Below are 25,522 nucleotides of genomic sequence, written 5' to 3' on the forward strand. Positions count from 1 at the left end.
GAATAGTTTTGCCTGCAAAAATACGAAATTTAACCGACTATTTCAGAAGCATAAGGACATATTCAGGAAAAAGCCCCGGTTATACATTTTTCCTCCCTGTACATCGGAGATATTTCCCAGACCTAACAGGTAGCCGAATTCAAAGTCAAAAGAAGTGAGACGCATGTTGGTGGCAAACCGTAAACCGTAATCCCAGGGACTGGTTTTAAATAAATCGTTGCCGTATCCGGTGTTGTTTTTAAGTTTTTCTCCGATACGGACAGCCCCGTAAGGACTCACACTCAAGCCTTTCCACCAGCCGTTCTGGCGATCCTGGTAAAGCCAGGTAAATTTCACCGGAAGTTCCAGATAGTTTTGCCGGATAGTAACCTCTTGGTTCTTACCTCCTTTAGAGGTGAAATACAGTCCCGGCATCACCGCCCAATGTTTTCTCTGATGAGCAAAGGAAAATCCGACTTCATAACCGATCCGGTAGTTAAAATCGACTGCGGATAACGAACCTGAGGTTTTCAGGGTGGTTGTGTTAATGGCTGCCGTAATCTGTAATTTCCAGGCATGATGTCTCTGTTTATATAAAAATTTTTGGAAGCAAGTCGGTTCGCTCTCCTGGAGATGGAAAGTTTGCGGGGAAATACTGTCGAGGGCAGAAGCGGCCGGTTGCAGGAAATTCATGAAAGCGGTCGAATCCATATAACCGGTATGCCGACGAAGGATCTTTTCGTCCGGACTGACTAATACCAGATAAGGAATTGCGGTTTGGGTATTGTGGTAACGGTAACATAAGGCCCTATCCTTCAGATCCCCGATTTCGAAATAACCGGGGATACACCGTTCTCCGACCGTTTGTATGATTCCGGGATTCTGAAAAATAGTTTCTTCCATTTGCCTGCAGGGACCACAGAAATGGGAAGAAAAACAAAGGAGCATATTTTTATTTTCACGCTTTGCCTGGGCCAGAACCTGACTGTAGGGGGTCCGGTACTGGAATAGGTGGGGGGATTCCATCTGTAAAGACGGGGAGTTGGCAGGTACTAAATCTCTGAGGGGGACCGCTTGCGGATCTGTTTTTAGAAATTTCATCATTTGGCCTGTCGTAACGGAGGAGGATTCTTTGATGATTTTTCCGTCCGGCGTCAGAATGCAGATGTGCGGGATTATGCCCGCCCTGTTGGGATTTACTCTGCATTGGAGCAATCGGAATTCAGGATATTCAATATCTGCATTCAGACAGATATAGTGTTGGTCGGCGTATTGGACTACCTGAGGATCTTCGAATACTACCTTTTTCATCATCCGGCAGGGACCGCACCAACTGGCTGTAAAACTAATAAACAGGTTCTTCTTTTCTTTTTTAGCCAATTGTAAGGCTTCTTCGTAAGTACCGTTGAAAAAATGGATCGCATTTCCCGAAAAGTTACAGGCAAAAAGCAAGATGCATAATAAAATGAATTTCATCGCTGTAATTTGGATTCTGGTTATGACGTACAGGAAGGAGGAGGGTTTAAATATAAAGAATAAGCGGTACTTATTTAATACCGCTTATTCTTTATAGATATGGGCGTTAGTCTTTATACGATCCCGGAGAATCCCATAAAGGCCATGGCCAGCAGGCCGGCTGTAATCAATGCGATAGGAGAACCTTTCATCCCTTTGGGGATGGCAACCAGTTCGAGGTGTTCACGGATACCGGCAAAAATCGTCAGGGCCAATCCGAAACCGATCGCTGTAGAGGCTGCGAATACCAAAGACTCGAGTAAGTTGAAATCTTTTTGGATCACCATAATGGCAACTCCCAGTACAGCACAGTTGGTGGTGATCAAGGGCAAGAACACACCTAATGCCTGATAAAGCGAAGGACTGACCTTTTTCAATATGATTTCTACCATTTGTACCAAGGCTGCAATGATCAGAATAAAAGTAATGGTTTGCATAAAACCGATTCCGAACGGATCCAGGATAGTCTTTTGGACGATAAAAGTAACCAGGGTGGCCAGGATCATCACGAAGGTTACGGCTCCGGTCATCCCTAAAGCCGTAGAGACCTTTTTAGATACGCCCAGGAACGGACAGATTCCTAAAAATTGTGCCAGTACGATGTTATTGACAAAGACCGCAGCGATAAATATTAAGATATATTCCATAATTCGATTGTTTTTGATTTATGATTTCAGCTTTGTGATAGAAATGAAACAGGAATCGTAAGCCGTAAATCTAAAATCTGAAATTTAATTTGTTTTTCTGATCCGGTTTACGATAGCGATCAAATAACCCAATGCCAGGAATGCTCCCGGAGCCAGGACGAAGATCAGCATACCGTAATTCTCGTTGAAGATCGGGAAATTGAATGCTTTACCACTTCCCAGTATTTCACGGATCGTTCCTAAAAGCGTCAGGCTCAATGTAAAGCCCAGTCCCATGCCCAAACCGTCGAGCATGGAAGGAATCGCTTTATTTTTAGAAGCAAAAGCTTCTGCACGTCCCAATACGATACAGTTCACTACGATCAAAGGAATAAACAAACCCAATGATTCATGCAGCGAAGGCAGATAAGCGGCCATACACATATCCACCACAGTTACGAAAGCTGCGATGATGACGATAAAGGAAGGAATACGGATCTTATCTGGAATGATATTGGTAACCAGTGAGATCACCAGATTGGACATCACCAGTACAAATGCCGTAGCCAGCCCCATTCCCATGCCGTTGATAGCCGAAGTGGTCACCCCTAAGGTCGGACACATACCCAATAAAAGCGCAAAAGTCGGATTTTCTTTGAATATGCCGTTGGTTAAGACTTTTAAATTATTCATAGAATTGGAATTTTTGTTTTGAATTTACGATTTTAGATTCATCGTAAATCTGAAATCATAAATTATTTTGTTTGTTGTGTTGCTCCGGAAGCTGCATCCGCATTGCCTGCCAAACCGGCTGCTGCCCGGTTTACAGCGTCCAGAAATGCCCGTGACGAGATGGTTGCTGCTGTGATCGCATCTACGTCTCCACCGTCTTTCGATACTTTCAACCCTTGGGTACCGGGAGTTTTACCCGTAATATTTCCTTTCCCGTTGGGGGTGAACCATACATCCATTTTGGAACCTAATCCCGGCGTTTCTTTGTGTTCCAGCACCGAATAATTGGCTACGCTACCATCCGGATTGAATCCTACCATTAACCATATTTTTCCTCCGAATCCGTTGTTGGTATAGGTTTTTACTGCTGTTCCTATCAGTTCTCCGTTTTTCTTCGCCGGATAAAATTCCAGTTCTCCGCCGTCAGCGGTCTGGCTTTTCCAAACGTCGGCATTCGGGTCGTTGTCGAACTCTCCCGGAATCACCTCGCGGATCGCATTTACTTGTTTGGCTTGCTTGGCTGCTTCGATCGGGCCTGCTGTCAGTGAGTAGACATAGCCTACGGCTGCTGAAGCAATCAGGGTGACACTAAACAGGACCACCACCATATTTGTAAAGTTAGACTCTAATTTCTTTCCCATCGTTAATATATTTAAGATTTTTGATTTACACCGGTCGATCGGGACCGTAAATCATAAATTATGCAAATCTCACTGGTTTACAATATCTGTTGATCAGCGGAGTGAAAGCATTCATGATCAGGATAGCGAACGACATTCCTTCCGGATAGGCACCGAACACGCGGATCACAACCGTGAGGAGGCCGATTCCTATTCCATAGATGATCATTCCTTTGTTGCTCATCGGTGAAGTAACGTAATCGGTAGCCATAAAGATTGCACCTAACATCAAACCTCCGGATAACAAATGGAAAACAGGACCTGCATATAAAGAGGGATTGCAAAGATTCAGAATACCCGAAAATACAATTACAGTGACGAAAATGCTTACCGGAATATGCCAGGTAATGATTTTCCGGAATAGCATATAGGCAAAACCGATCAGTAAGGCCAATGCCGCAACTTCACCCAAACTACCACCCATGTTTCCGATCAGCATGTTCTTGTAACCGATAAAACTTTCGGCCGATAATAAATCGGTAACGGATTGTCCGCTTTTCACCGCTTCTTTGAGCATAGCTAAAGGAGTGGCACCGGTTTGTGCATCGATATAAGATCCTGCAAATCCCTGAGCAAGCGGCCAGGTGGTCATTTGCACAGGGAAAGAGATAAGCAAAAATACACGGCCTACCAAAGCCGGGTTGAAAATGTTACACCCCAAGCCGCCGAAGCTCATTTTACCGATGCCGATTGCCACCAGGGCACCGATAACGATAATCCAGACCGGTAAGTTCGAAGGTACGTTGAAAGCCAGTAATACACCGGTAATCAAAGCTGAACCGTCGAAAATCGTCGGTTGCTGCTTGAGAAGAAACTTTTGAATTACATATTCAAAAAAGAGGCAAGCCACCACCGAAGTCAGGGTGACGATGATAGCTCCCATGCCGAAAAACAGCACAGAACAGATGAAAGCCGGAATGAGCGCTATAAGTACTCCATACATGTTCTTTTCGATAGAATCGCCACTGTGAACGTGCGGAGAAGGAGATATTAGTAATTTATTCATAATATTTGATCTACACCATTGACGTTATTTATTTCTTTCTACTACGGATCATAGCACCTGTCCGGGCTTTACCTAAACGGATATAGTCGAGCAACGGACGATCTGAGGGACAGGTAAAACTGCATGATCCACATTCGATGCAGTCCATGACTTTTTCTTCTTCCATACGTTCCAACAGATTGAATTGCGATAATTTCATCAGTAAATACGGTTCGAGCCCCATCGGGCAGGCAGAAACACATTTACCGCAACGGATACAATTACGCATGGGTCGGCGGGCCGCTTCCTTTTCGTTGATCAGCAATACACCACTGGTGCCTTTCATCACCGGTGAATCGATGTTTACCATCGTTCTTCCCATCATAGGACCTCCGCCGATCACTTTAGCCGTATCTTCAGGCATACCTCCGGCTGCTTCGATCAGCTTCGAAATCGGTGTACCGATACGGCAGAGGAAATTACCCGGATTTTTTACCGATTTACCGGTGACGGTGACTACCCGTTCGATCAGGGGTTTGTTTTTCATTACGGCCTCGTAAACCGCCAGGGCTGTTCCCACATTCTGTACAACGGCTCCTACGGCGATCGGAAGTGCTCCGGAAGGAACCGCCCGGTTGACCGTAGCCTGAATCAGTTGTTTTTCACCTCCTTGCGGATATTTCACTTTTAACGGACATATTTCTACGCCAAGTACTTTTCCGGCTATATCCTGCAAATGAGCTATCGCATCTTTTTTATTGTTCTCGATGCCGATAATAGCCCGTTTAACATCGATCGCTTTCATCAGAATTTGTACACCGATAATAATTTCTTCGGCTTTCTCGAGCATGATCCGATGATCGGCGGTCAGGTAAGGTTCACATTCCACTCCGTTGATAATCAATACTTCGGCTTTATTGCCGGGAGGAGGGGTCAGTTTTACCTGAGTAGGAAATGTCGCTCCACCCATACCGACGATACCGGCAGCAGCGATTGCTTTGACTATTTCTTCTTTCGATAAAGTAATATTATGTGCCGGCTTTTCCGACCGGTCGATTTCGGGTATCCATTCGTCGCCTTCCACTTGAATGGTGATGGCAGGTTTCGATAATCCGGCGGCATCGATGATGTTATCGATTGCCGATACTGTGCCGGAAACCGAACTATGTATGTTAGCTGAAACAAAACCTGAAGCTTGTGCTATCAACTGTCCGGTTTTTACTTTATCACCTTTCTGAACGATAGGGGTTGCCGGAGCTCCGATGTGCTGACCGAGCGGAATAATCACCTTTTCGGGAATAGGTAAGACCTGTATTTTCCCAGCTGCCGATAATTTATTTTCAGGTGGATGGACACCACCGATTTTGAATGTCTTTAACACAGCGTATAAGTTTTAGATTTTTAATTTTTACTATCTGTTTCTGGTGTTTTCTGTGCTTCTATAGACTCGACCTGAGGAGAAGCACTGACCGGTGCTTTACCTACCGGATCGGTTGCCGTTTGTCCGGAGGTTGCACAACTGTTAGTCGGTTTGATCGTGGTTTGCTGGTTTTTTTCAGCTTCGGTTTCTGTCTTCCGGGGAGGAAAGTTCACTTCGTGGATCGCTCCGGTAGGACATACGCCGACACACTTCCGGCATAGACGGCATTTACTGTAATCGATATAAGCCAGATTGTTTTCCACCGTAATTGCATCGAACGGACATTCCTTGGCACATTTCCCGCAACCGATACAAGCTGCTTTACAAGCTTTCCGGGCTACTCCGCCTTTGTCTTTATTGACGCAGGAAACAAATACCCGCCGGTCTTTCGGTCCTTTGTTGCGCAATTCGATGATGTTCCGGGGACAGGCTTTCACGCAGGCGCCACAGGCTACACATTTGTCATCGTCGACTACAGGCAATAATGTCGTAGAATCCATGTGTATCGCATCGAACGGGCAGGCTGCAACACAGTCGCCACATCCCAGACAGCCGAATCCGCAGGCTGTATCGCCGACATATAAGGAATGTTCGATGGCACAAGAACGGGCTCCGTCGTATTGGCTGGTGCGGGGACGGTTTTCACAAGTTCCGTTACATCTGACTACAGCAATTTTAGGCGCCTGGGCTTTTACTTCCCGGCCTAAGGCTGCTGCAACTTTATTCATGGTTTCTGCTCCTCCTACCGGACACAGGATACCTTCCATCGTTTCCGATTTTACGGCAGCTTCTGCTAATCCCCGGCAGCCCGGATAGCCACATCCGCCACAATTGGCCCCCGGAAGTAAGCCTTCGACAATGTCGATACGCGGATCTTCTTCCACCTTGAATTTTTGCGCTACGAAATAGAGTATCACCGCAGATACAACTCCAATAGCACATAACGAAATAATAGTAATAACTAGTGTACTCATGTTTTATATTTAATAGTTGGCTATTTTTTCAACGGTAAAATTAATTTTCCGGGCAATTTTATTCCGGCAGAAATACAGGATAATAAAATATCCGGCCAGTAGGATGAGGCTGCTGATCGCTGCGTATAGTTCACTACTTCCGGATTTCTCTAAAAAAAAGATGGTGGCGATAATCAATATGGACGGCATAATATAAGCCAGTAATACCGAGTAGAAGGCGTTATTTACCGATGCGTATACGATTACTTTGTCTCCCGGACGAAGCTCTTCCCTGGGACGTTGAGCCGTGATAACTTTTTCTTTCATATCGGCAATTCCGCAGGCACTTTTAGCATGACAACCCGAACAAGCAGAGTGACTGATAATACTCACCTCCAACGTTTGTGTAGAGATGCTTTTTACAATACCTTCATGTTGTACTCTGCTGCTTTTACCCATATTCCCTTTTTAAAACAGATGCAAAGGTAATATTTAAAGGTTAAAAGTAAAAGGTAAAAAGTTAATTTTAGCTAAGGATTTATCTGTTAGATCGGGATTATTTTGAAAGTATCGGATTGGAATCGGTTGGTAAAAGAAACTGGAAGTAAAAATATATTTATATTTGTAACTATTGTTGAATTAATGAGTTGGTAGATTGAATGTGGAAGATATTTATAAAAATAATATTATGGCTTATTTTGAAGGAACAGTTGAAGAATTTATGAGATTTCTCGGTGGATATGCGAGAAATCGGGTACAGTCTCTTACCTCTGCTTATCGTAAGAAAATAGGAAAGTGTGAGGAATGCGGTTCGCATACGAAACAGTTGGATGCAGCTCATTTGCACGGTAAAGAGCGGCTTGTGATTATTGGTGAAATTTTAAAGGATTTTACGGAAGACGGAGTGGTTAAGATAGATTTGAATGTTTTTCAGGAAATATTCGATCAGGCACATCAGCCGCCTGAAAATGTAATCCGGATCTTATGCAAACCTTGTCATCGTACATATGATCGCCGACCTGAGACATGTACAGCTGAGGATGAGCGGGAAACAGGGGAAGAAGGAAAATGGATGGTAAGCTATATACAGGAAACCGCTTTGAAAAAGAAAAAGGCACTTCTGATTCTGGAAGAGAAATTGGGGAAAGTATTGGATAATCAGACGACAATCTATTCAAATATTAATAACGTACAGTCTGTGTGGTGGTTAGAACCGACGCTTGAAAAAGTAAAAAGCGGATTCCATATGGTGCTTCATGACCAGAATTTGAAAAGACTACTGCTATTTCAGATTCCCGCAGGGGGGATTTACCAACCGGAAAATGTATTTAGTTTACGTACAGATAAAGATAAAGTGGCTGCTAAATTTATTATTCCGCTGGCCGATTCGTTTAAAGACCGTTCCGGTTTTGATTTTACTCCTTATCTGATGGAGGAAGTGTACTATTGAACGTTGTTTCGATAAAAATGTCACATAACCGATCTTTTGAAAGAGTTATGTGACATTTATTTTAAGAAAGTCTTATTTCTTGCGCATGAAAATCTGAATCGGGACACCGGTAAATTTCCAGTTTTCCCGGATTTGATTTTCCAGATACCGCTTGTAGGGATCTTTTACATATTGCGGCAGATTGCAATAGAAAGCAAAAGAAGGGGCATGGGTCGGCAACTGGGTGATGTATTTGATTTTGACGTATTTCCCTTTAAGACTTGGAGGTGGATAATTTTCGATGGCCTCAAGCATGATCCGGTTGAGCTCCGATGTTTTTATTTTTTGAGTCCGGTTTGCATACACTTGCAGGGCAGCCTCCAATACTTTCAATAATCGTTGTTTGGTCAGGGCTGAAGCAAAGATGATATCGACATCTTTGAACGGAGCTATTTTTTCACGCAGGCTTTTTTCGTATTCGATCAGTGTTTTCCCGTCTTTTTCTACCAGATCCCATTTATTGACGACAATAACTACTCCTTTCCGGTTTCTTTCGATCAGATGGAAGATATTGAGATCCTGGGCTTCCATTCCTCGTGTCGCATCGATCAGAAGTATACACACATCCGATTCTTCGATGGCACGGATCGAACGCATGACCGAGTAAAATTCGACGTCCTCGCTTACTTTTGCCTTTTTACGTAATCCTGCCGTATCGACCAATAGAAAATCGTAACCAAAACGGTTGTAACGGGTATTCAACGTATCACGGGTCGTTCCGGCGATGTCCGTAACGATATTCCGTTCTTCTCCGATCAGGGCATTGATCGTAGAAGATTTTCCGACATTGGGACGTCCGACGATCGTGATTCGCGGAAGGTGGTCGGTATCTTCGATCGTATTCTCTTGAAAATGAGAGACGACCTGGTCTAACAAATCACCTGTTCCCGAGCCACTGACCGAAGAGATACAAAATAAATCTCCTTTTATTCCCAATCGGTAAAAATCTTGGGCTTCATAAAGCCGCTCGTGATTATCGACCTTGTTGGCTACCAGGTAAACCGGTTTATCGATATTCCGTAATAAACGGGCAAAATTTTGATCCAGGTCGGTCACTCCGATCTCGGCGTCTACCATAAAAAGAATGACATCTGCCTCGTCGAGAGCCAGAATGACTTGTTTATTGATCTCCTCTTCAAAAATATCGTCACTGTTGGAGACATATCCACCGGTATCGATGACTGAAAAATCCTTCCCGTTCCAGGACGATTTACCGTAGTTCCGGTCACGTGTCACACCGCTTTCTTCATTTACAATCGCTTTCCGTGTTCCGACAAGGCGGTTGAAAAGTGTCGATTTCCCTACATTGGGCCTTCCTACTATTGCTACTATGTTACTCATAAAATATAAAGTAAAAAGCTAAAGGCTAAAGGCTAAAAGCTAGGGCTGAAAATCGATCGGCCTATAGCTTTTAACTTTTAACCTTTTACTTTATTTGTTTGCATATCCGAAATTTTTTAACTCACTGTCTTTATTACGCCAGTCTTTCAGCACTTTGACGTATAAATTGAGAAATACTTTTTTACCGAAGAAGGCTTCGATATCGAGCCGGGCCTGGGTACCGACTTTTTTCAGGGCTTCTCCCTGGCTTCCGATGATAATCCCTTTTTGGGAAGAACGTTCTACATAGATGACAGCCATGATGTTGATCCGTTTGTCGTCTTCTTTAAATTCTTCCACTTCCACTTCTACGGAATAGGGTACTTCTTTGTCGTAATACTGCAAAATTTTTTCACGGATAATCTCGTTCACAAAGAACCGGGAAGGTAAATCGGTCAGTTCGTCCTTGGGGAAAAAAGGTTCACCTTCGGGTAATAATTCTACAATCCGTTTGTATAAATTGTCGACATTGAAATTCTCGGTTGCCGAAAGAGGAAAAATTTCTGCCCGGGGAATCAGGCTTTTCCATTTATCGAACAGTGCTTCTAATTTCTCTTGAGTGGTAAGATCTATTTTATTGATAACCAACAATACCGGGATGTCCGATTTATTGACTTTATCGATAAAATCCAGGTTTTTCTCTATGTTTTCGACTACATCGGTTACATAAAGAATGATATCGGCATCGACTAAAGCCGATTTAGAAAATTCCAGCATATATTCCTGCATCTTATAGCTGGGCTTTACCACTCCCGGAGTATCCGAAAATACAATCTGATAGTCGTCGGTATTTACGATTCCCTTGATCCGGTGACGGGTAGTTTGTGATTTGGAGGTGATAATAGAAATTTTCTCTCCGACCAATCGGTTCATTAAAGTAGATTTCCCTACATTCGGATTTCCTACGATATTGACAAATCCAGCTTTATGCATATTCGGTTTCGATATTATGGTTTTATCCGGCAAAGATAGCGATTTATACGGAATTTTAATACTTTTGCTACCTACTGAAAAAAAATAAAAAAAATGATAATAGGTTCATTAACACAGACGAAACGATTTGAAATTCTGCATCCCGATTTCAAAAAGGTATTCGAATATGTTCGGTCGGGGGATTGGCAGCAGGTGACTGCCGGGAAAATAATACTTGAAGAAGATAAAATTTGGGTGAATGTGGATGAAGTGACGGGGAAATCCAGGGAAGCGGCGAAACTGGAAGCACATAACCGGTTTATCGATATCCAGATCCCCTTATTGCAGGAGGAAACTTTCGGGTGGGAAGAGCGGGGCCGCTTGGCGATGGAAGAAGAAGAAGGCTATCAGGTACAAAATGATATCCTGTTTTATCAGGAACGGCCTGCTTTGTATTTTACGCTGCCGGTTGGAGACTTTGTGATCTTTTTCCCGGAAGATGCTCATGCTCCTTGCATCGGGAACGGTAAAATGAAGAAAATGGTGGTTAAAGTTAAATTATAGATTAACAATCGGGAGAGATTTGCGTATGGAAAGGCATAGTTTTTGCTATGTGATGTTAGATAATTAAAAACAATTTAAAGTATGAAAAAATTATTTACACTAGTTGTTGTTGTTTTGATGGTGGTCGGTGCAAAGGCACAGACGGAAATTGTAGTCGGACCGAAAGTCGGTTTGAATATGACCAATATTTCGAATTTCGATAAGAAAAATAAACTGAGTTTCCATGTGGGTGGATTCGCTGAATTCAGGTTTAACGATTATCTTGCTATCCAGCCCGAATTGGTGTATTCAAGACAAGGAGCCCGGGATAAAGTCAATGGCGATAAACTTAAATTGCGGGCTAATTACCTGAATATTCCGGTATTGGCCAAGTTATATGTGTTGGATGAATTGAGCGTCGACCTGGGACCGGAGTTCGGTTTTGCCCTGAATGCTAAAGCAAAGTATAAAGACGACGGTACGACGGTCAAACATAAAATGAATGATATAAATACACTGGCCGTGAATTTTGCTATCGGGCTTTCTTATAATTGGGATGATTTTATGTTCTCGGCCCGTTATAATCTGGGGTTGAGTAATGCTTTCGATAAGGATAATTATAATGGGAACAATAAAAACCGTGTATTCCAGCTGTCGGTTGGATATCGGTTAGGTGGATTGTTCTAGGATAAAATGAATCGGTCATATAAAAAGCTCCCGGCACATCACCGGGAGCTTTTTTATGGTTTTCAGCCCTTTCAACTATTTTTTCCTTTCAATAAATCCCGGATTTCGGTCAGCAATTGTTCTTCTTTACTTGGAGCCGGTGGAGGAGTGGGCTTAGTTTCTTCTTTTCTTTTCATACTGTTGATCAGCTTGACGAATAAGAAGATAGAAAAGGCGATAATCAGAAAATCCAGGGCTGTATTGATAAAATTGCCGTAATTGATACTGACGGCTTCAGTGACTTTTCCTGTAACGGCATCGGTATGTGCATGTTTCAGGACGATTTTCAGACTTTCAAACTTTACTCCTCCGATCAGCAGTCCGATCGGGGGCATAATGATATCGCTTACCAGAGAAGAGACGATCTTACCGAAGGCGCCTCCGATAATGATACCGACAGCCATGTCTACAACATTGCCACGCATGGCAAAAGTTTTGAATTCTTTTAAAAAGCTCATATTGGTCTTATTTTGGGTGTTTATTTACTGATTTTTGATTGGTCTCACTTTTTGTCCTTCCTGGATGGAAGCTATTCCGGCTATAATAATCAGATCGTCCGGGTTCAAGCCAGCCTCGACAAGGATGTGATCGTTGTATTTTTTTATCCTGACTTGTTGACGATGAGCTGTATGGCTTGCCGGGTCGACGATCCATACATATTCCTGATGGTGTGCTTCTTGTAAGGCACTGGCCGGAAGGACGAATTTGTCGGATATCATATTGTCGACTTCAACGATCACTTTACACGAAAATCCTGGAAATACATTTTGCCGATACGGGGCGAACTGTTTGTCCGTAATAAGTAGAGTCACCGGTATCCCCGAACCGTTCGAGGAATAGATATACTCTTTGACCTCTGTCGTGAAAAGTTTTCCTTTTTGGGAATCGAATTCGACATAGATCTTTTTCGGGATGTCGAGTAGTTGGATACTGGTTTCGGGAAGCATGAAATTAACTTCGATGTCTTTAGGATCTATCAGACGGACGATCGATTGCCCGGTAAGTATTTCTTCGTGATTCTCGACGAAGCGTTGTTCGATAAACCCGTCGAATGGTGCGGTCAGTACGGTGTAATCCAGAGTACGCCGGGCCATATTCAGGGCTGAAGTGGCCTGAATATAATCGGTTTGGGCTATTTCCAGGTTTTGTTTGGCTACGGCATTGGCAGCATAGAGGCGCTGATTACGTTCGTAGATAGATTCGGTTGTTTTATAATTGGCTAAAGCGGTTTGATATTGCCGTTGGTAATCATAGGGATCGATTCGGGCGATCACCGTTCCTTTTTTTATTTTTTGGCCGGTGTTGACATTGACTTCGGTCAGGGTACCCGGCAAACGGAAGGCCAGTATACTGAAATTCCGGGCTGTTACGGTTCCGGTATATTGATGGTCGAAAGTGCCTAAGGCTTCGACTTTTATCACCCTTACCGGCCGGGGCAGCTCGGAAAGAGTAGCTTTTTTTTTTCCCTGACACGCCAGACAAAAAGAAAGTATCGATATGAAAACCAGGTAACGAAATTTCATCGTAAAAATCGTAAATGTTTTTTCATTTTTACGATGAAAGTCACCTCACTGGTTGCAAGGAAAGAGATATATTTACTGTTTTTTAGTATTTAAAACTGCTTCCTCCTAAAAATTCCCGGATGATCGAGGTCGGTGGAATTTCACGGGTCGGTACAGCCCGGATGTAAGAGAAAAATTTCAATAAGCGTAAAGCCTTGGAATGTTCGGGGTGCTGTTGGGTTACTTCCCGGAGTAAAGGTTCTGCCTGTGTTTTTAATGCTCCTAATTCATAAATCAAAGCAGAATTGAAGATCGCGTCGGCTTCTTCCTGGTAGGGTACGATATGTTTTTGTTCGCCCAGTAATACACTTTCCCAACGTTTCAGGGTATCGAGGGCGGAATAATTCCGGTATTTGTAATCGCGTACCATACGCCGGATCAGACGATTATCTGTAGGATTGATCAGGTTGTGATTATCGATAGCGATAGAGGTCAGCGCAGAAACGAATATCTTGAAAAGGGTTTCCGGCGGCAGCAACCGGGTGAGTTGGGGATTCAGCCCATGAATACCTTCGACGATGATCACATTGTTCCGGGCGATTTTTAGCTTTTCACCGTCATAATAACGTTGTCCGGTTTCGAAAGAGAATTTAGGAATTTCGACTTCTTCCCCTTTTAGTAACCGTTGTATATTATCCGTAAAGGTGGCGATATCGAGGGCATCGATAGACTCATAATCGTATTCCCCTTTTTCGTCTCTCGGAGTAAATTCGCGGTTGACGAAGTAATTGTCCAGAGAAAGATTGACGGGTTTCATACCATTGACCATCAGTTGTATGGCCAATCTTTTGCTGAACGTGGTTTTCCCGGACGAAGAAGGACCGGAGACCAATATCACTTTTACCTTTTTATGCCGGGCCTTGATTTTATCGGCGATAAGCGAAATTTTTTTCTCGTGGAGCGCTTCGCTGATTTTGATCATAGGACCTGAATATTTCAACTCCACGATTTTGTTCAGATGCCCGATATCGGTCACTTCAAGGATTTTTCCCCAGCGTTTGTATTCACTGAATACCTGATACAACTTATCTTGTGGAATGACAGGCAGTACCCGGGTCGGATCGGTCCGGTCGGGAAGTTGCAATAGCATACCTTCTTTATAGGGGATCAGACCGAATGTTTTCAGACAACTGGTCGAAGGAGCCAGGGTCCCATAAAAATAATCGGGAAGATCGTTCAGATAATAAAGGGAAGTGAAAAGTTTTCCCCGGGTTTCCATTAAGTCTGCTTTATCTTTCAACCCTCTTTTTCTGAAAATAAGAACTGCTTCGTCGGTAGGGATTTCTTCCCGTACAATCGGATAGTCGGCTTGAATGATTTCTTTCATTTTATTTTCCAGTTCGGAAATGATTGCCGGAGTCAGTACGATTTCTTTGTTGACGATCCGGCAAAAAATGCCGTTCGAAATAAAATATTCGGCCCGAAGTGTTTTCTTCGGAAATAATTGGGCTACAGCTTGATATAGTACGAAAATCAACGAACGCGAATAAATGCTGTATCCGTCCAGGGTCGTGACATCGATGAAGTTGACCCGCAGAGGGGTCATTACAACGAACTGCAAGTCCTGTAACTGATTATTGACCAAAGCCCCGAGGATGTGATTATGGTTTTCCGGGAAGATGATCTTTTTTACATCTCTAAGTGTAGTGCCTAACTCTATTTCGTATTCCTGGTGTGTATTTTCACAAGTAATATTGACTGTCCTCATATTTATACATTTAATGCTTAGCTAAAGTAATAACAAAAAATGTATAAACAAATACCGTGCCTCATCTAACGTGATTTTTATTATTTGTACAGTTCTTTTTTCTTAGGGATACTGATCGTGTAAGTTTTGTGTCGTGGATTTTTTAAATCGGTTTTCCGGAGCCAGGGGTTGAAACGCTTCAGGGTTTTATAGGTAATCCCTTGCTCTTGCGCAAAATCGGCCCAGCTTTTGACAGGACCTTTCACTTCTACTGTTTCTGTTTTTTCGAAAGTATAAACGGTATTTACTTTAAAATTGTACAGTTCGGGATGATTCATAATCTGTTTCAGGGCCAGAATCCGGAATACATAACGTTCCGTTTCCTCTCCCAACAGGAGATTGTAATAATTCGTTTCTTTCTGGAGGTCCATTTGCCGGGAAATCATAGCTGCGCCTGCATTATACGCAGCTGCAGCCAGTGTCCACGAACCGAATTTCTCATAAGCTTTTTTGAGATAGGCGGCAGCGGCTTCTGTCGATTTTTCGATGTGATAGCGCTCGTCTACTTCATTATTGATTTCCAAACCGTTTTCCTTTCCGGTACCTTTCAGAAACTGCCATACTCCGACTGCTCCGGCAGGTGATTGGGCCTGAGGGTTCAGACGGCTTTCGATGACCGCCAGGTATTTGAAATCTTCCGGGATACCGTTCTTTTCCAAAATCGGTTCCATCAGTTGGAAAACCCGGGGAGCCGTTTGTAGAATCTGAATGGTATGTGAATGTAAATAAGAATTGACGATCAGTTCTTTCCGAAGTGCTTCCTGTACATCCAGGCGTTGCAACGGTACGGTCTCTCCGGCAAAAGTCAGGGCCTCGGGCATATAGGCATCGCTATAATAACCTGAAGTTGAGGATTGAACCGGAGTAGAAGCCGTTGCGATCGGTGAATTACTTTTGCAGGCAATAAACAATAATCCGGCTACATTCAAGAGTGTGATAATGACACAGATATAGATTACCGTATTTTGTCTTTTCATTGTAGATTTATAAATTTATATTTGTACGTGCAAAGTTAATAAAAAGATTAGAAAATAATGATTAGGAATAACGATTAGAGCTCCCAAGAGCAACTCAGTAACTCAACAACTCAGTAACTCAACAACTCAGTAACTCAACAACTTTTATGAATAGGTATAATTTTGATCAAATGATTGACCGTCGGAACACCGATTGTGTGAAATACGACGGTTTGCAGGATGTTTTCGGGTGTGCGGATCTGTTGCCGATGTGGGTGGCCGATATGGATTTCCGGGTTCCCCCGGAGGTGCAGGAGGCAGCACGTAAATGTTGTGAACAGGGGATTTTCGGTTATACGTTCCGTTCGGATGATGGTAAGGATGCTTTTCGTAATTGGGTGAAACAGCGGTATAGTTGGGAGGTAAAGGAAGAATGGTTGTCTTCCAGCCCCGGGATTGTTACTTCACTGGCGATTTCTGTCCGGGCTTTTACTAAGTCCGGCGATAAGGTGATGATTATGACTCCGGTATATCCTCCGTTTCATGCCGTAGTAAAGGATAATGGCCGCGAATTGGTATGTTGTCCTTTAATAAGAGATACCGAAAAGTATGTGATCGACTGGGAATGCTTCGAACAGGGGTTACAAAAAGGAGTGAAAATGCTCATTCTGTGTAATTCTCATAACCCTGTCGGACGGGTGTGGACCCGTGAGGAATTGGCAAGGATCGGAGAATTGTGCTGCCGTTACGATGTCCTGATTCTATCCGATGAAATTCATGCAGATCTGGCTTTGTTCGGACATCGGCATACGGTTATGGCTTCTGTGTCGGAGGAGATCGCTGCCCGTACGCTGACCGCTATGGCTCCGAGTAAGACTTTCAATATCGCCGGTATGATGAATTCGGTGATTATTGCTTCCAACCCTGAGATTCTGGAGGTATACAATCGTGAATTAACGACTTTGCACCTGGACTTGGGAAATATCTTCGGACACGTTACTTTGAAAGCGGCCTATCGGTATGGGGCCGGTTGGTTGGAGGAACTGACCCGGTATCTGGAAGGGAATGTACAGTTCGCTTTGGATTATTTCGAGAGAGAACTACCACAGATCAAAGTATTGAAACCCGAAGGTTCGTTTTTATTGTGGCTGGATTTCCGGGGGACCGGTTTGTCGCATGAAGCCTGTGGAGAACGATTGGTGAAGATAGGAAAAGTCGGACTGAACGACGGTCTGGAATTCGGTGAAGAGGGCAGGGGATTCCGCCGGATGAATATCGGATGTCCCCGTTGTGTTTTGGAAGATGGCCTGGAACGGATAAAAAGAGCTTGTCTGTAAATTTTTTGTAAAGGATTATTTATGCAAAACAAAAATGAATGTCTATAAAGTTTTTTCTGTACAGATTTTAATTTTTGGAAATAAGTAGGGAAAGAAAGGTACTGACGGGAGAGTGGGGAGGAAAAGAGGGTAAAAGCAGGGCAGCCCTTGATTTTCAGATAGAATCGGGTGAGGATTATCTGTTGAGTTCCGCTTCCAGCATTTTTTTCAATTCGGGGTTGGAAGGCCGGGGAGCATCTGCTGAGACAATGTTGCCTTTTTTGTCAAAGACCATGAAACGGGGAATACCGTTGATTTTATAGTCTTTTGTGATTTTGCTCCAGCCATTGGCTAAGAGTTGGATACCTTTTAACCCCTCTGTTTCGATGAAATCCAGCCATTTTTGTTTGTCTTTCGCTTCATCGACAGAAACGCCTAAAAAGACCACATCGGTGCCGTGCATCTCCTTCTTCAGGTTTTTCAGATGGGGGGATTTCCTTCCGGCAGGGGCTGCACCAGGTGGCCCAGACGTCTACCAGTACCACTTTCCCCTTGAAGTCGGACAGCGATACTCTATTGCCTTCCACGTCGGGGTAGGTAAAATCCGCCGCCGGGGAACCGGCTTTGGTGTCATACAGAGGAGCTCCTAACGCTTCGATACGTGCTTTGAGAGAGGGCGTTACAAAATATTTGCCGTATTTTTCCATACCTGCCGAATATTGTTCGTAGGATCTATATCGGCGAAACTCATTGTTCTGCAGATATTCGCCTATCAGATGGTCGTTGTGTAAAAAGGTAATCACATCGTCCGGATTATATCTCTCTTTTTCCCCTGACTCCCGGTTGGTAAACTCGGCGTACACGCCCGGCATTCTGACCCCTTCCGGAAATTGCGATACGACATCCGTCGTATATTTCTGCGGTGAGGCAATGTGTTTGTAGTACTCCGGCCACATGAACTTTTCGGGATGCTTGTCACGGGGTGTGGCGAGGAAGAGCAGCGCATAGAAATCCGTGGAATAATCCACCTATATTTTCGTGCAGGATGATATTCAGCTCACGTTGGCCTGTATATTTTGCTTCCTGCGAAAGCATACCGACGAAAGAAAATATCAGTGTCGGATCGGTTCCGGCAGGTAAAGTTAATTCGTAGTGGCCGTCGTTGTCCGAAACGACACCGATATTGGTTCCTTTGATCCGTACCGTCACGCCGGGTAGGGGACTGCCTTTGCTATCCGTCACTTTCCCTTTGATCACCGTTTTTTCCTGTGGGGCGGCAGCATCTGCTTGCTTGACCACAATATGATTACTGTTCAATATATAGGTGAGACCCAGGGGATTCAATAATTCATCCAGCACTTTGCGGATGTCTTCCTGCCGGGCTTCGACATCCACTTTCCCTTTTGAGTCGGTGAGCAGGGTATTGTACAAAAATTTCAGTCCGGTCTGGGCCTCTATCCGGTTGAAAACTTCTTCCAGAGAAGTTTGTTTCAGATGTAGGTCCAGTGTATACTGTTGGGAATACACTTTCCCCTGGACACCACACACGAGTGTCAGCATAAAGAATAGCACACATTTCATCATTCTGCTTACTTGTTGCAAGCCACCGGAATCTTTCCAATCCGGCAACAACCGATTGTTTTTTTTCATAAATTTGTTGTGTTAAAACGATTTGTAAATTGTTTATACAAGTTTGCAACCGGTTCTTGTGCAAGAAGAAGCGGTTGCTTTTTTTATTTTCTCCTGACAATAACCTCCTTTCCTTTTATGTCGAATGTAAGTTCGTCCATCAGCTCGAAGGTGTGCAAGACCTCCCGGATGGAAGCATGACGATTGATTTTCCCCGTGTAAAGAATAGATTTCAATGCTTCGTTCTGATAATGGGTGTCGAACAGATACCAGCGTCCCAGTGTTTTCATGACCTCTTCCAGGGGTTGCCGGTAAAAGGCAAACACACCGTCTTTCCAGGCTGTATAATAATTCACGTCCACGGTCTGCTGCGACAGTGTTTTCCGGGTAGCGTCGTAATACCCCTGTTCGCCCGGTTTCAGGACGATCCATTGTTCCGTAGTGCCGATCCCCATCGATACGGTTCCGCTGATCAAGGTGGTCGCTTCGTTCGTGTCGTCGGGGTACGCCTTGACATTGAAGGAAGTACCTGTCACTTTTACCGCCGAGTGTTCCAGGCAAACCAGAAAGGGAGAACGGGGATCACGCTTCACGTCGAAATAAGCTTCACCACTGAGATATACGATTCTTTCACTCCCCGGAACGAATCGGTCAGGGAAGCGCAGACGGCTCTCGGCATTCAGGAATACAGTCGTGCTGTCGGGCAACAGAAAACTGAATTCTCCACCCCGGGGTACTTCCAGACAGTGGTAAACAGGTTGGTCTCCGTTTGCATCTCCGCAAGCGGCTTGAATGACCACCCGTCCCTGATCGTTATGCAACTTCATTTGCTGTATTTCCGTTTGCCGTAGTGTATCCAATAATACTGCTTCGCCTGAAGGGGTAATCAGCCGGGCCATGCGTTTTCCGGGATATATAGAGGTCTCCTCGCTGGCTAAGGGGAGAGAAACAGGAATCTTGTTATACCGGTAGACTGCCAGTCCCCCGAAAAGAATAGCGACAGAAGCTGCTGCTACCAGCCACCACCGGCGGTTGCGCCGCATGTTTCTTTTACGGACCACCTGTTGCCACCCTTCCCCGGGGTCGTAGCATCCGATTTTGGACAACAATTCATCCTGCCGTTCATCGTTACACCATTTTTGGAAATAAACCCGGTGTTTTTCAGATTGTTCCAGCCAGTTGTCCAGTTCTTTTTTCTCCGGTTCGGATAGTTTCCCAGCCCAATGACCCAGAATAAGCCGGATAATAGTAGTGTCGTTTTTTACTCCCATTTTGCAACCATTTTGTATTATTACACGATGATATGCAAAAAGGGGTAAATGAAAATGAATTTTTTTTATTTTACCGGGGACTTCGGATTAATTAAGGAAAAAGTAACCGAAATCACAGACCGAATAATAAGGCGAACAGCGGGTACAACTCTTGCAGATTTTTTCGCAGTATCTGTTTGCCCCGTTTCTTTTGGGCTTTTACCGTTTCAATACTGATTCGCAGGGTTTGGGCCGCTTTCTCGTTATTCATCCCCTCGAAATAGCACAATTCGAATACTTTACGGCATTCCCGGGGTAATTTTTCTATTGCTTTTCTCAGCCGGCTGAAAATTTCCGTTTCGATCATCCGGCATTCGAATTCGTCCTGTTCTCCTTCATGTTTCAGATAACTCAGGTAGTGTTCCCGCGAAAGACGGTTGCGTAAATGGTTCAGACAATCGTTTTTTATGGTCAGATATAAAAAGTTTTTCAGATGTTGCTCACTTTGGAATGCCTGTCGCTTTTCCATTAAGCGGACAAAAACCTCCTGAACGATGTCCCGGGCCGTTTCATCGTCCTGTACATACCGAAAGGCAAAATAACACAGCGAACTATACCAGGAAGTAAAGATTTTTTCTACTTCATAGGCATATGTCTTTTCCATACTCATGCTTTCGTCGTTAGTTATCTGTTGCGCGACTTTTATGCAAAGATAAAGTATTCCGCTTGATTCGCAAAAGCCACCGGCTGAATCCCGTATCAAAAATACTAAATTTCTACATGTTCAGATTTTCTTACGCTGCCAGGAAGCGAATCTCATGAAAAGCCAGGACACCAGACCGATGAGGGCTCCATAAGTAAATTCACTGGTCCATACCCATTCTACGCGGGTGGATATGTAGGAAGCGAAAAACCAGACAGAAAAGGTGTAGGCGATCAGTACGACAGATTCCAGTATCAACGCATTGGTCGTATTACCTGTACCCGATACGGCTTCGAACAGTGGAATTCCGAAGCTCATAGCGATCGAAGCACAGCAGATAACCAGCAAAGAAGGAATAGAGGCATCGGCTAAGACCAAATCGTCGGTGTAGATAGACAGCACCGTATGAGGGATAAACAAACAGCATAAGAGTACCGGCAGAATGGCGATCAGCCCTTGTCCGATCGTTTTGAAGACGGTCGGCATCACTTCGTTTTGTTTCCCTTCGCCGATCAGGCGGCTGGTGAGCGTATTGGCCGTTGCACCGAAAGCAAATACGGGGATCATAACGAGCATATAAACACTTCTCACAATACCGGACACCGCAATCGGTGTCTCGCCCATATGTTCGACCAGAGCGAAGAAAATAAACCATGTCCCGAAAGAAAGTAACTTTTGGATCATGGTGGGAAAAGCCAGTTTCAGAACCGATTTCATCAGCCAGCCTTCCAGTTTATGAAAATAGAATAAGGAATAAGTTTTTAGCGGAAGCTTGACGAGCGTATACCCGATAAAGAAAAATGTAGCGGATATTTCGGCACATACAGAAGCGAGTGCTGCACCACCGACACCCATTTCGGGGAAACCCCATTTACCGAATATCAGGACATAATCGAGGAATATATTCACCATAGCCATGATGGCTGTCGTGAAACTGATGACTTTGGTATCGGACAGCCCGATATATAAAGAACGGAACAAAAAATTAAAACATACAAAAATAATACCGTAATGCCGGTAATCCATATATTCTACTGCAGCGGCGTAGATATTAGGCGACTGGATGATCCGGGCCAGAATATCGTTGGTGAAATAATGTTGTATCAGAAACAGACCTGTAGACAGAAAAAGCACGAAAAACAACCCGTGCTCGAAAATCACTCCGATCCGGTCCAGACGCCCTTCACCCAGGCGGCGGGCAACGATGATCTGTATACCGATGGCGAATCCCCAGGCTAAAGTCGAATAAATATAATAATAAATACCTGCCATCATCGAAGCTCCCAAAGCGACAGCACTGACCCGTCCCAGAAAAGCCGTATCGGTTAAGGCGATCAGGGTTTGTGCCAGATTTCCGAAGATAATCGGAAGGGCTATCGTCCAGATGATTTTATTTTTTACAGAGCTTCTCATGTGCTGTGGGAACGATTAGAAAGCTTCGGTCATATTCATATAAATACCCCATTTCTGTCCGGGTTCTTTGCCGATATCCAGACGGAAATTTTTGCGGGGTTGTAACTGAATACGAAGTCCGATACCATAGTTGAGTTTCCATTTATCCCAGTCGGCCGGGGTTTTTCCGATCGTACCCGTACCGATCCAGGCAACCCCTCCGAACTTCGACCAAAAGGCGCCCCGGGCATAAGCTTCCTGCGACATAAACATGTGCCGGTATTCGATAATGCCGTAAGCCATCGATTTATCCCGGTATTTACCCCAGGCGTAACCGCGCAGATCGAAGGGATTACCGAAATTCGGCAGTTCGCTGTAAGGGACGTTATCCATACCGATCTGGGTTTTGGCTGTCCAGGCCAGCGTGCTCCGGCGTTTGAAGACCTGACGGAATTGGCGGTATTCCAGTTCCAGCATTTCATAATTGTAATTTCCGCCCAGATATTTCCCGTACAGGGTTCCCATTGCGCTTAGGAATACGCCCTCGAAAGGGGTAGCGACATCATCCCGGGTATCGTACTGGAACAAAGCACCTATTCCGATATTGTGATAACGGTTACCATATTTCAGGATGGCCGGATTGGTTTTCATCCAGTCGGCCAAGGATTTCGTATAATTATAGTTGAAATCCAGAAGTGTACCTACGTATATATTCGGTTTCACTTCCCACACAAAACGGGGAAAGAACTGCACGCTGGCTTTATGAAAGGTCACCGAATCCTTATCGTAACGGTCCTTTAGTTCCTCGGCTTTTTTGATTTCATCATAGCCGACGCCATAAAAATTGGCCGGTTCGGTACGATAACCGTATTTGATGTAAATACGGAATTTATTTTCATTGAAAAACAACGTACCGGCTCCTGCTGCGACGAAAGTCCCGTTGATAGAGATATTGAAGCCTACCGGGATAAAAGACCGTTGGCTGATGGTATCGTCGGGGTTCATCCGGAAAGTCATCAACATGGCGCCACCGACTCCCAGCGAAGCTTCGGGGTTATAGGAAGGACCTCCAAGAATGGAGAGCCATACTTTTTTATGGGCACGGATCGAATCGCGCCTTTGCTGGCGGGCAAATTGTTTCAGTTGGCGTACGGTCCAGGTCTCGGTCACAACGACGGTATCTCCCGGTGTCGTGATTTTTACAGAATCTTGCTGTGTAAATGCAGGGATCGCTACCAACAGTAGCAGGACAAGAAGTAATAGTTTCATAGTTGTTCTTAAATGTGCCAAATTTACTTCAAAATTTGTGCCAATCGGAATTATATGTGTTAATTTATATTATGACAATGATATACCAATGGCTATCGACTCTATCGGATAAAAGAGGTTACTAATCTATTATCAGATTACGAAACGGATATCATTTAGGTTTTATATTCACATCTGGTTCTGATCGGTTCGTTTTCTCAGATTATATCTATAATAACCTTATTATACAAAAATAGGATAAAATAAAAAAGTGGTTACCCTCATTTCGGGAATAACCACTTTTCAATATAAGCTACTTCGAATAATAGATTTCTTGTTTTTTGTACTAATATACAAACTTATAGGCGATATCATTAAATATGACATATCCGGCGTTGTCCTTTGTGAATGTTGTTACATAAGGATGAGTCCTTGGCATTGGAGGTGCTTCTTCCCATTCGTCTGTCAAGTAATTATAACGACAACAATACCAATAAGGTGGAGCTGCATCTAATCCTAATTCTCCTCCTACAATATAAGCATATTCCTGTCCGTCGATAGTTAAAAAGAAGCATAGGAACGTGTAATTCCCGGATATCTATCAGGTAAAAGAGTATTTAACGGTATAAAGCGAAACTCTTCCGGGTTGAATTTATAAACATCCCGGCTATATTCGTGAGCATTATGACCGAAACAAAGATAGACGGTTCCGTTGAGTTGAGATCTGCCTAAGCCTACATAAGCTTTATTTTCGATTACGAAAGCAATGGCCCCGATTTTTGAATTCCCTGGAAAGTCCTTCATTTTATCCCATCCGATGTAGTCTGTCGTTCTTTTATACTGCCATAGATTATTGCTGTGAGAATTCTCACAATCATATTTATTTTTATGATTTATATTTGGCATATTTGAATATGACCATTATAATTTTTACTTTTGAATTCATTGGTCTTAAAAAACTTTGTTGATACATAACAATTATTAAATTATTGGCGGACTGTGAATAAGTTTTGGAATATTAATTTTAATTTTGCAAAAAAAATAAAGGAAGACAGTATTAATAATGAGATTCTAAGCATAAAAGTTTTAAGAATTGTCAGTTCCTTATCAACTATTGAATCATTAAAAAATATGATTTTTAAGTTTGCGGGATATTCTTGTTGAATTTAAGACTGATGAATCAGTTGAATGTGTTGTAATAAATTAAGATGATGACGATAGAAGAACAAGTAAACGATGGTATTAAAAATGCCATGAAAGCTCACGATAAAGTTCGGCTGGAGACGATGCGTAATATCAAGAAAGTGATTTTGGAAGCCAAAACCCGCCCGGGGGCCAATGACCGGATCGATGATGCCGAATGTATCAAGCTGATTCAAAAATTAGCCAAACAGGGGAAAGAATCGGCAGAAATTTACAGACAACAGGGCCGCGAAGATTTGTACGAGCAGGAGAGCGGGCAGGTGGCCGTGCTCGAAGAATTCTTACCGAAACAACTGGATGAAGCTGAACTGACTGAAGCTTTGAAAGCTATCATTGCCGAAGTGGGTGCTTCTTCTGCCAAAGATATGGGAAAAGTGATGGGCACCGCTACCAAAAAATTGGCCGGTCTGGCCGACGGTAAAGCGATCTCGGCTAAAGTAAAGGAATTGCTGGGGTGAGCACGTAAGGATCGTTGAATATAAAGTTTCCCGATTTTATTTAGGAATATTCAGTAAATGTCCCTATAAAATACAATGGCATATGAAGATGCCCCAGTATAATCACTTCATATGTCAT

27 protein-coding genes are annotated in these 25,522 nt (G+C 43.7%); 5 read left to right on the forward strand and 22 right to left on the reverse strand.

Going from position 1 to position 25,522, the window contains the following annotated elements; genetic code table 11:
* Positions 1-42: 42 nt before the first annotated feature.
* From WS42_RS03515 to WS42_RS03550, 8 genes are all read right to left on the reverse strand, one after another.
* Complete coding sequence (locus WS42_RS03515) at positions 43-1,455, reverse strand: thioredoxin family protein (RefSeq protein ID WP_022160223.1); 1,413 nt, start codon at positions 1,453-1,455, stop codon at positions 43-45.
* A gap of 113 nt (positions 1,456-1,568) precedes the next feature.
* Positions 1,569-2,141, reverse strand: coding sequence for an electron transport complex subunit RsxA (gene rsxA / locus WS42_RS03520; RefSeq protein ID WP_013611650.1), 573 nt, complete (start codon positions 2,139-2,141; stop codon positions 1,569-1,571).
* Positions 2,142-2,225: 84 nt separating this feature from the next.
* Entirely contained in the window at positions 2,226-2,813 is a 588-nt protein-coding gene (locus tag WS42_RS03525) for an RnfABCDGE type electron transport complex subunit E (protein ID WP_013611649.1), read from the reverse strand.
* A gap of 62 nt (positions 2,814-2,875) precedes the next feature.
* Positions 2,876-3,493: an RnfABCDGE type electron transport complex subunit G gene (locus WS42_RS03530; protein ID WP_022160222.1), complete on the reverse strand. Its 618-nt coding sequence runs from the start codon at positions 3,491-3,493 to the stop codon at positions 2,876-2,878.
* Between the two features lie 58 nt (positions 3,494-3,551).
* A complete protein-coding gene (locus tag WS42_RS03535; protein ID WP_046402396.1) occupies positions 3,552-4,541 on the reverse strand; it encodes an RnfABCDGE type electron transport complex subunit D in 990 nt (329 codons plus the stop codon).
* Positions 4,542-4,566: 25 nt separating this feature from the next.
* Entirely contained in the window at positions 4,567-5,898 is a 1,332-nt protein-coding gene (gene rsxC / locus WS42_RS03540) for an electron transport complex subunit RsxC (RefSeq protein WP_013611646.1), read from the reverse strand.
* A 20-nt stretch (positions 5,899-5,918) separates the two neighbouring features.
* Positions 5,919-6,911, reverse strand: a complete 993-nt coding sequence (locus WS42_RS03545) for a Fe-S cluster domain-containing protein (protein WP_046450754.1) — start codon at positions 6,909-6,911, stop codon at positions 5,919-5,921.
* 9 nt (positions 6,912-6,920) lie between these two features.
* Complete coding sequence (locus WS42_RS03550; RefSeq protein ID WP_013611644.1) at positions 6,921-7,349, reverse strand: SoxR reducing system RseC family protein; 429 nt, start codon at positions 7,347-7,349, stop codon at positions 6,921-6,923.
* A gap of 229 nt (positions 7,350-7,578) precedes the next feature.
* On the opposite strand from WS42_RS03550, the gene WS42_RS03555 reads away from it, so the two are divergent.
* A complete protein-coding gene (locus WS42_RS03555) occupies positions 7,579-8,340 on the forward strand; it encodes a hypothetical protein (protein WP_147378096.1) in 762 nt (253 codons plus the stop codon).
* Positions 8,341-8,412: 72 nt separating this feature from the next.
* On the opposite strand, the gene der is transcribed toward WS42_RS03555, so the two are convergent.
* Positions 8,413-9,720 (reverse strand): ribosome biogenesis GTPase Der, encoded by a 1,308-nt coding sequence (der, locus tag WS42_RS03560; protein WP_013611643.1) that lies wholly within the window; start codon positions 9,718-9,720, stop codon positions 8,413-8,415.
* 90 nt (positions 9,721-9,810) lie between these two features.
* Entirely contained in the window at positions 9,811-10,692 is an 882-nt protein-coding gene (era, locus tag WS42_RS03565; RefSeq protein ID WP_022160219.1) for a GTPase Era, read from the reverse strand.
* 93 nt (positions 10,693-10,785) lie between these two features.
* Between era and WS42_RS03570 the strand changes: the two genes are divergently transcribed.
* Positions 10,786-11,235 (forward strand): NanQ anomerase/TabA/YiaL family protein, encoded by a 450-nt coding sequence (locus WS42_RS03570; protein ID WP_046450755.1) that lies wholly within the window; start codon positions 10,786-10,788, stop codon positions 11,233-11,235.
* Between the two features lie 81 nt (positions 11,236-11,316).
* Complete coding sequence (locus WS42_RS03575; protein WP_022160217.1) at positions 11,317-11,901, forward strand: porin family protein; 585 nt, start codon at positions 11,317-11,319, stop codon at positions 11,899-11,901.
* Between the two features lie 71 nt (positions 11,902-11,972).
* Here WS42_RS03575 and mscL read toward each other — a convergent pair whose 3' ends face one another.
* The 4 genes from mscL to WS42_RS03595 all read right to left on the reverse strand — a co-directional run bounded on the left by mscL (position 11,973) and on the right by WS42_RS03595 (position 16,226).
* Positions 11,973-12,398, reverse strand: a complete 426-nt coding sequence (mscL, locus tag WS42_RS03580; RefSeq protein WP_013611639.1) for a large-conductance mechanosensitive channel protein MscL — start codon at positions 12,396-12,398, stop codon at positions 11,973-11,975.
* A gap of 24 nt (positions 12,399-12,422) precedes the next feature.
* On the reverse strand, positions 12,423-13,463 hold the full coding sequence (locus tag WS42_RS03585) for an efflux RND transporter periplasmic adaptor subunit (protein ID WP_046450756.1): 1,041 nt from the start codon (positions 13,461-13,463) through the stop codon (positions 12,423-12,425).
* Between the two features lie 82 nt (positions 13,464-13,545).
* Positions 13,546-15,210: a nucleoside kinase gene (locus WS42_RS03590; RefSeq protein WP_013611637.1), complete on the reverse strand. Its 1,665-nt coding sequence runs from the start codon at positions 15,208-15,210 to the stop codon at positions 13,546-13,548.
* An 80-nt stretch (positions 15,211-15,290) separates the two neighbouring features.
* Positions 15,291-16,226 (reverse strand): lytic transglycosylase domain-containing protein, encoded by a 936-nt coding sequence (locus tag WS42_RS03595; RefSeq protein WP_013611636.1) that lies wholly within the window; start codon positions 16,224-16,226, stop codon positions 15,291-15,293.
* Positions 16,227-16,396: 170 nt separating this feature from the next.
* Here WS42_RS03595 and WS42_RS03600 point away from each other — a divergent pair, with 170 nt between their 5' ends.
* Positions 16,397-17,542 carry a MalY/PatB family protein gene (locus WS42_RS03600; RefSeq protein ID WP_022160215.1) on the forward strand — a complete coding sequence of 382 codons (1,146 nt, stop codon included), beginning with the start codon at positions 16,397-16,399 and terminating at the stop codon, positions 17,540-17,542.
* A gap of 175 nt (positions 17,543-17,717) precedes the next feature.
* Here WS42_RS03600 and WS42_RS15270 read toward each other — a convergent pair whose 3' ends face one another.
* The 8 genes from WS42_RS15270 to WS42_RS03635 form a co-directional block, all read right to left on the reverse strand.
* Positions 17,718-17,984: a TlpA family protein disulfide reductase gene (locus WS42_RS15270; protein ID WP_022160214.1), complete on the reverse strand. Its 267-nt coding sequence runs from the start codon at positions 17,982-17,984 to the stop codon at positions 17,718-17,720.
* Positions 17,941-18,549 (reverse strand): TlpA family protein disulfide reductase, encoded by a 609-nt coding sequence (locus tag WS42_RS15275; protein ID WP_022160213.1) that lies wholly within the window; start codon positions 18,547-18,549, stop codon positions 17,941-17,943. The genes WS42_RS15270 and WS42_RS15275 overlap by 44 nt, the downstream gene beginning before the upstream one ends.
* The gene (locus WS42_RS03610; RefSeq protein WP_013611634.1) at positions 18,497-19,171 is read right to left on the reverse strand and encodes a carboxypeptidase-like regulatory domain-containing protein; all 675 of its coding nucleotides are present in this window, start codon (positions 19,169-19,171) and stop codon (positions 18,497-18,499) included. The genes WS42_RS15275 and WS42_RS03610 overlap by 53 nt, the downstream gene beginning before the upstream one ends.
* A gap of 83 nt (positions 19,172-19,254) precedes the next feature.
* Positions 19,255-20,421 carry a FecR family protein gene (locus tag WS42_RS15280; protein WP_087394148.1) on the reverse strand — a complete coding sequence of 389 codons (1,167 nt, stop codon included), beginning with the start codon at positions 20,419-20,421 and terminating at the stop codon, positions 19,255-19,257.
* Positions 20,422-20,533: 112 nt separating this feature from the next.
* A complete protein-coding gene (locus WS42_RS03620; RefSeq protein ID WP_162613220.1) occupies positions 20,534-21,064 on the reverse strand; it encodes an RNA polymerase sigma-70 factor in 531 nt (176 codons plus the stop codon).
* A gap of 120 nt (positions 21,065-21,184) precedes the next feature.
* On the reverse strand, positions 21,185-22,516 hold the full coding sequence (locus tag WS42_RS03625) for an MATE family efflux transporter (RefSeq protein WP_046450757.1): 1,332 nt from the start codon (positions 22,514-22,516) through the stop codon (positions 21,185-21,187).
* A 15-nt stretch (positions 22,517-22,531) separates the two neighbouring features.
* Positions 22,532-23,764 (reverse strand): BamA/TamA family outer membrane protein, encoded by a 1,233-nt coding sequence (locus tag WS42_RS03630; protein ID WP_013611631.1) that lies wholly within the window; start codon positions 23,762-23,764, stop codon positions 22,532-22,534.
* A 540-nt stretch (positions 23,765-24,304) separates the two neighbouring features.
* Positions 24,305-24,649 (reverse strand): Kelch repeat-containing protein, encoded by a 345-nt coding sequence (locus WS42_RS03635; protein ID WP_013611630.1) that lies wholly within the window; start codon positions 24,647-24,649, stop codon positions 24,305-24,307.
* 305 nt (positions 24,650-24,954) lie between these two features.
* Here WS42_RS03635 and WS42_RS03640 point away from each other — a divergent pair, with 305 nt between their 5' ends.
* Positions 24,955-25,404, forward strand: coding sequence for a GatB/YqeY domain-containing protein (locus WS42_RS03640; protein WP_013611629.1), 450 nt, complete (start codon positions 24,955-24,957; stop codon positions 25,402-25,404).
* The last annotated feature ends 118 nt before the right edge of the window (positions 25,405-25,522 follow it).

The sequence above is a fragment of the Odoribacter sp. N54.MGS-14 genome, from assembly GCF_000980295.1.
GTDB classification, from domain to species: Bacteria; Bacteroidota; Bacteroidia; order Bacteroidales; family Marinifilaceae; genus Odoribacter; species Odoribacter splanchnicus.

Excerpts from the sequence above, each read along its gene's own strand:
- era (WP_022160219.1), bottom strand. The coding sequence starts at position 10,692 with ATGCATAAAGCTGGATTTGTCAATATCGTAGGAAATCCGAATGTAGGG.
- WS42_RS03595 (WP_013611636.1), bottom strand. The coding sequence starts at position 16,226 with ATGAAAAGACAAAATACGGTAATCTATATCTGTGTCATTATCACACTC.
- WS42_RS03635 (WP_013611630.1), bottom strand. The coding sequence starts at position 24,649 with ATGCCAAATATAAATCATAAAAATAAATATGATTGTGAGAATTCTCAC.
- WS42_RS03625 (WP_046450757.1), bottom strand. The coding sequence starts at position 22,516 with ATGAGAAGCTCTGTAAAAAATAAAATCATCTGGACGATAGCCCTTCCG.
- WS42_RS15280 (WP_087394148.1), bottom strand. The coding sequence starts at position 20,421 with ATGGGAGTAAAAAACGACACTACTATTATCCGGCTTATTCTGGGTCAT.
- WS42_RS03525 (WP_013611649.1), bottom strand. The coding sequence starts at position 2,813 with ATGAATAATTTAAAAGTCTTAACCAACGGCATATTCAAAGAAAATCCG.
- rsxA (WP_013611650.1), bottom strand. The coding sequence starts at position 2,141 with ATGGAATATATCTTAATATTTATCGCTGCGGTCTTTGTCAATAACATC.
- WS42_RS03550 (WP_013611644.1), bottom strand. The coding sequence starts at position 7,349 with ATGGGTAAAAGCAGCAGAGTACAACATGAAGGTATTGTAAAAAGCATC.
- WS42_RS03515 (WP_022160223.1), bottom strand. The coding sequence starts at position 1,455 with ATGAAATTCATTTTATTATGCATCTTGCTTTTTGCCTGTAACTTTTCG.
- WS42_RS03630 (WP_013611631.1), bottom strand. The coding sequence starts at position 23,764 with ATGAAACTATTACTTCTTGTCCTGCTACTGTTGGTAGCGATCCCTGCA.
- WS42_RS03555 (WP_147378096.1), top strand. The coding sequence starts at position 7,579 with ATGGCTTATTTTGAAGGAACAGTTGAAGAATTTATGAGATTTCTCGGT.
- WS42_RS03570 (WP_046450755.1), top strand. The coding sequence starts at position 10,786 with ATGATAATAGGTTCATTAACACAGACGAAACGATTTGAAATTCTGCAT.
- WS42_RS03530 (WP_022160222.1), bottom strand. The coding sequence starts at position 3,493 with ATGGGAAAGAAATTAGAGTCTAACTTTACAAATATGGTGGTGGTCCTG.
- WS42_RS03600 (WP_022160215.1), top strand. The coding sequence starts at position 16,397 with ATGATTGACCGTCGGAACACCGATTGTGTGAAATACGACGGTTTGCAG.
- WS42_RS03590 (WP_013611637.1), bottom strand. The coding sequence starts at position 15,210 with ATGAGGACAGTCAATATTACTTGTGAAAATACACACCAGGAATACGAA.
- mscL (WP_013611639.1), bottom strand. The coding sequence starts at position 12,398 with ATGAGCTTTTTAAAAGAATTCAAAACTTTTGCCATGCGTGGCAATGTT.
- der (WP_013611643.1), bottom strand. The coding sequence starts at position 9,720 with ATGAGTAACATAGTAGCAATAGTAGGAAGGCCCAATGTAGGGAAATCG.
- WS42_RS15270 (WP_022160214.1), bottom strand. The coding sequence starts at position 17,984 with ATGCACGGCACCGATGTGGTCTTTTTAGGCGTTTCTGTCGATGAAGCG.
- WS42_RS03640 (WP_013611629.1), top strand. The coding sequence starts at position 24,955 with ATGACGATAGAAGAACAAGTAAACGATGGTATTAAAAATGCCATGAAA.
- WS42_RS03620 (WP_162613220.1), bottom strand. The coding sequence starts at position 21,064 with ATGGAAAAGACATATGCCTATGAAGTAGAAAAAATCTTTACTTCCTGG.
- WS42_RS03585 (WP_046450756.1), bottom strand. The coding sequence starts at position 13,463 with ATGAAATTTCGTTACCTGGTTTTCATATCGATACTTTCTTTTTGTCTG.
- WS42_RS03545 (WP_046450754.1), bottom strand. The coding sequence starts at position 6,911 with ATGAGTACACTAGTTATTACTATTATTTCGTTATGTGCTATTGGAGTT.
- WS42_RS03575 (WP_022160217.1), top strand. The coding sequence starts at position 11,317 with ATGAAAAAATTATTTACACTAGTTGTTGTTGTTTTGATGGTGGTCGGT.
- WS42_RS03610 (WP_013611634.1), bottom strand. The coding sequence starts at position 19,171 with ATGAAAAAAAACAATCGGTTGTTGCCGGATTGGAAAGATTCCGGTGGC.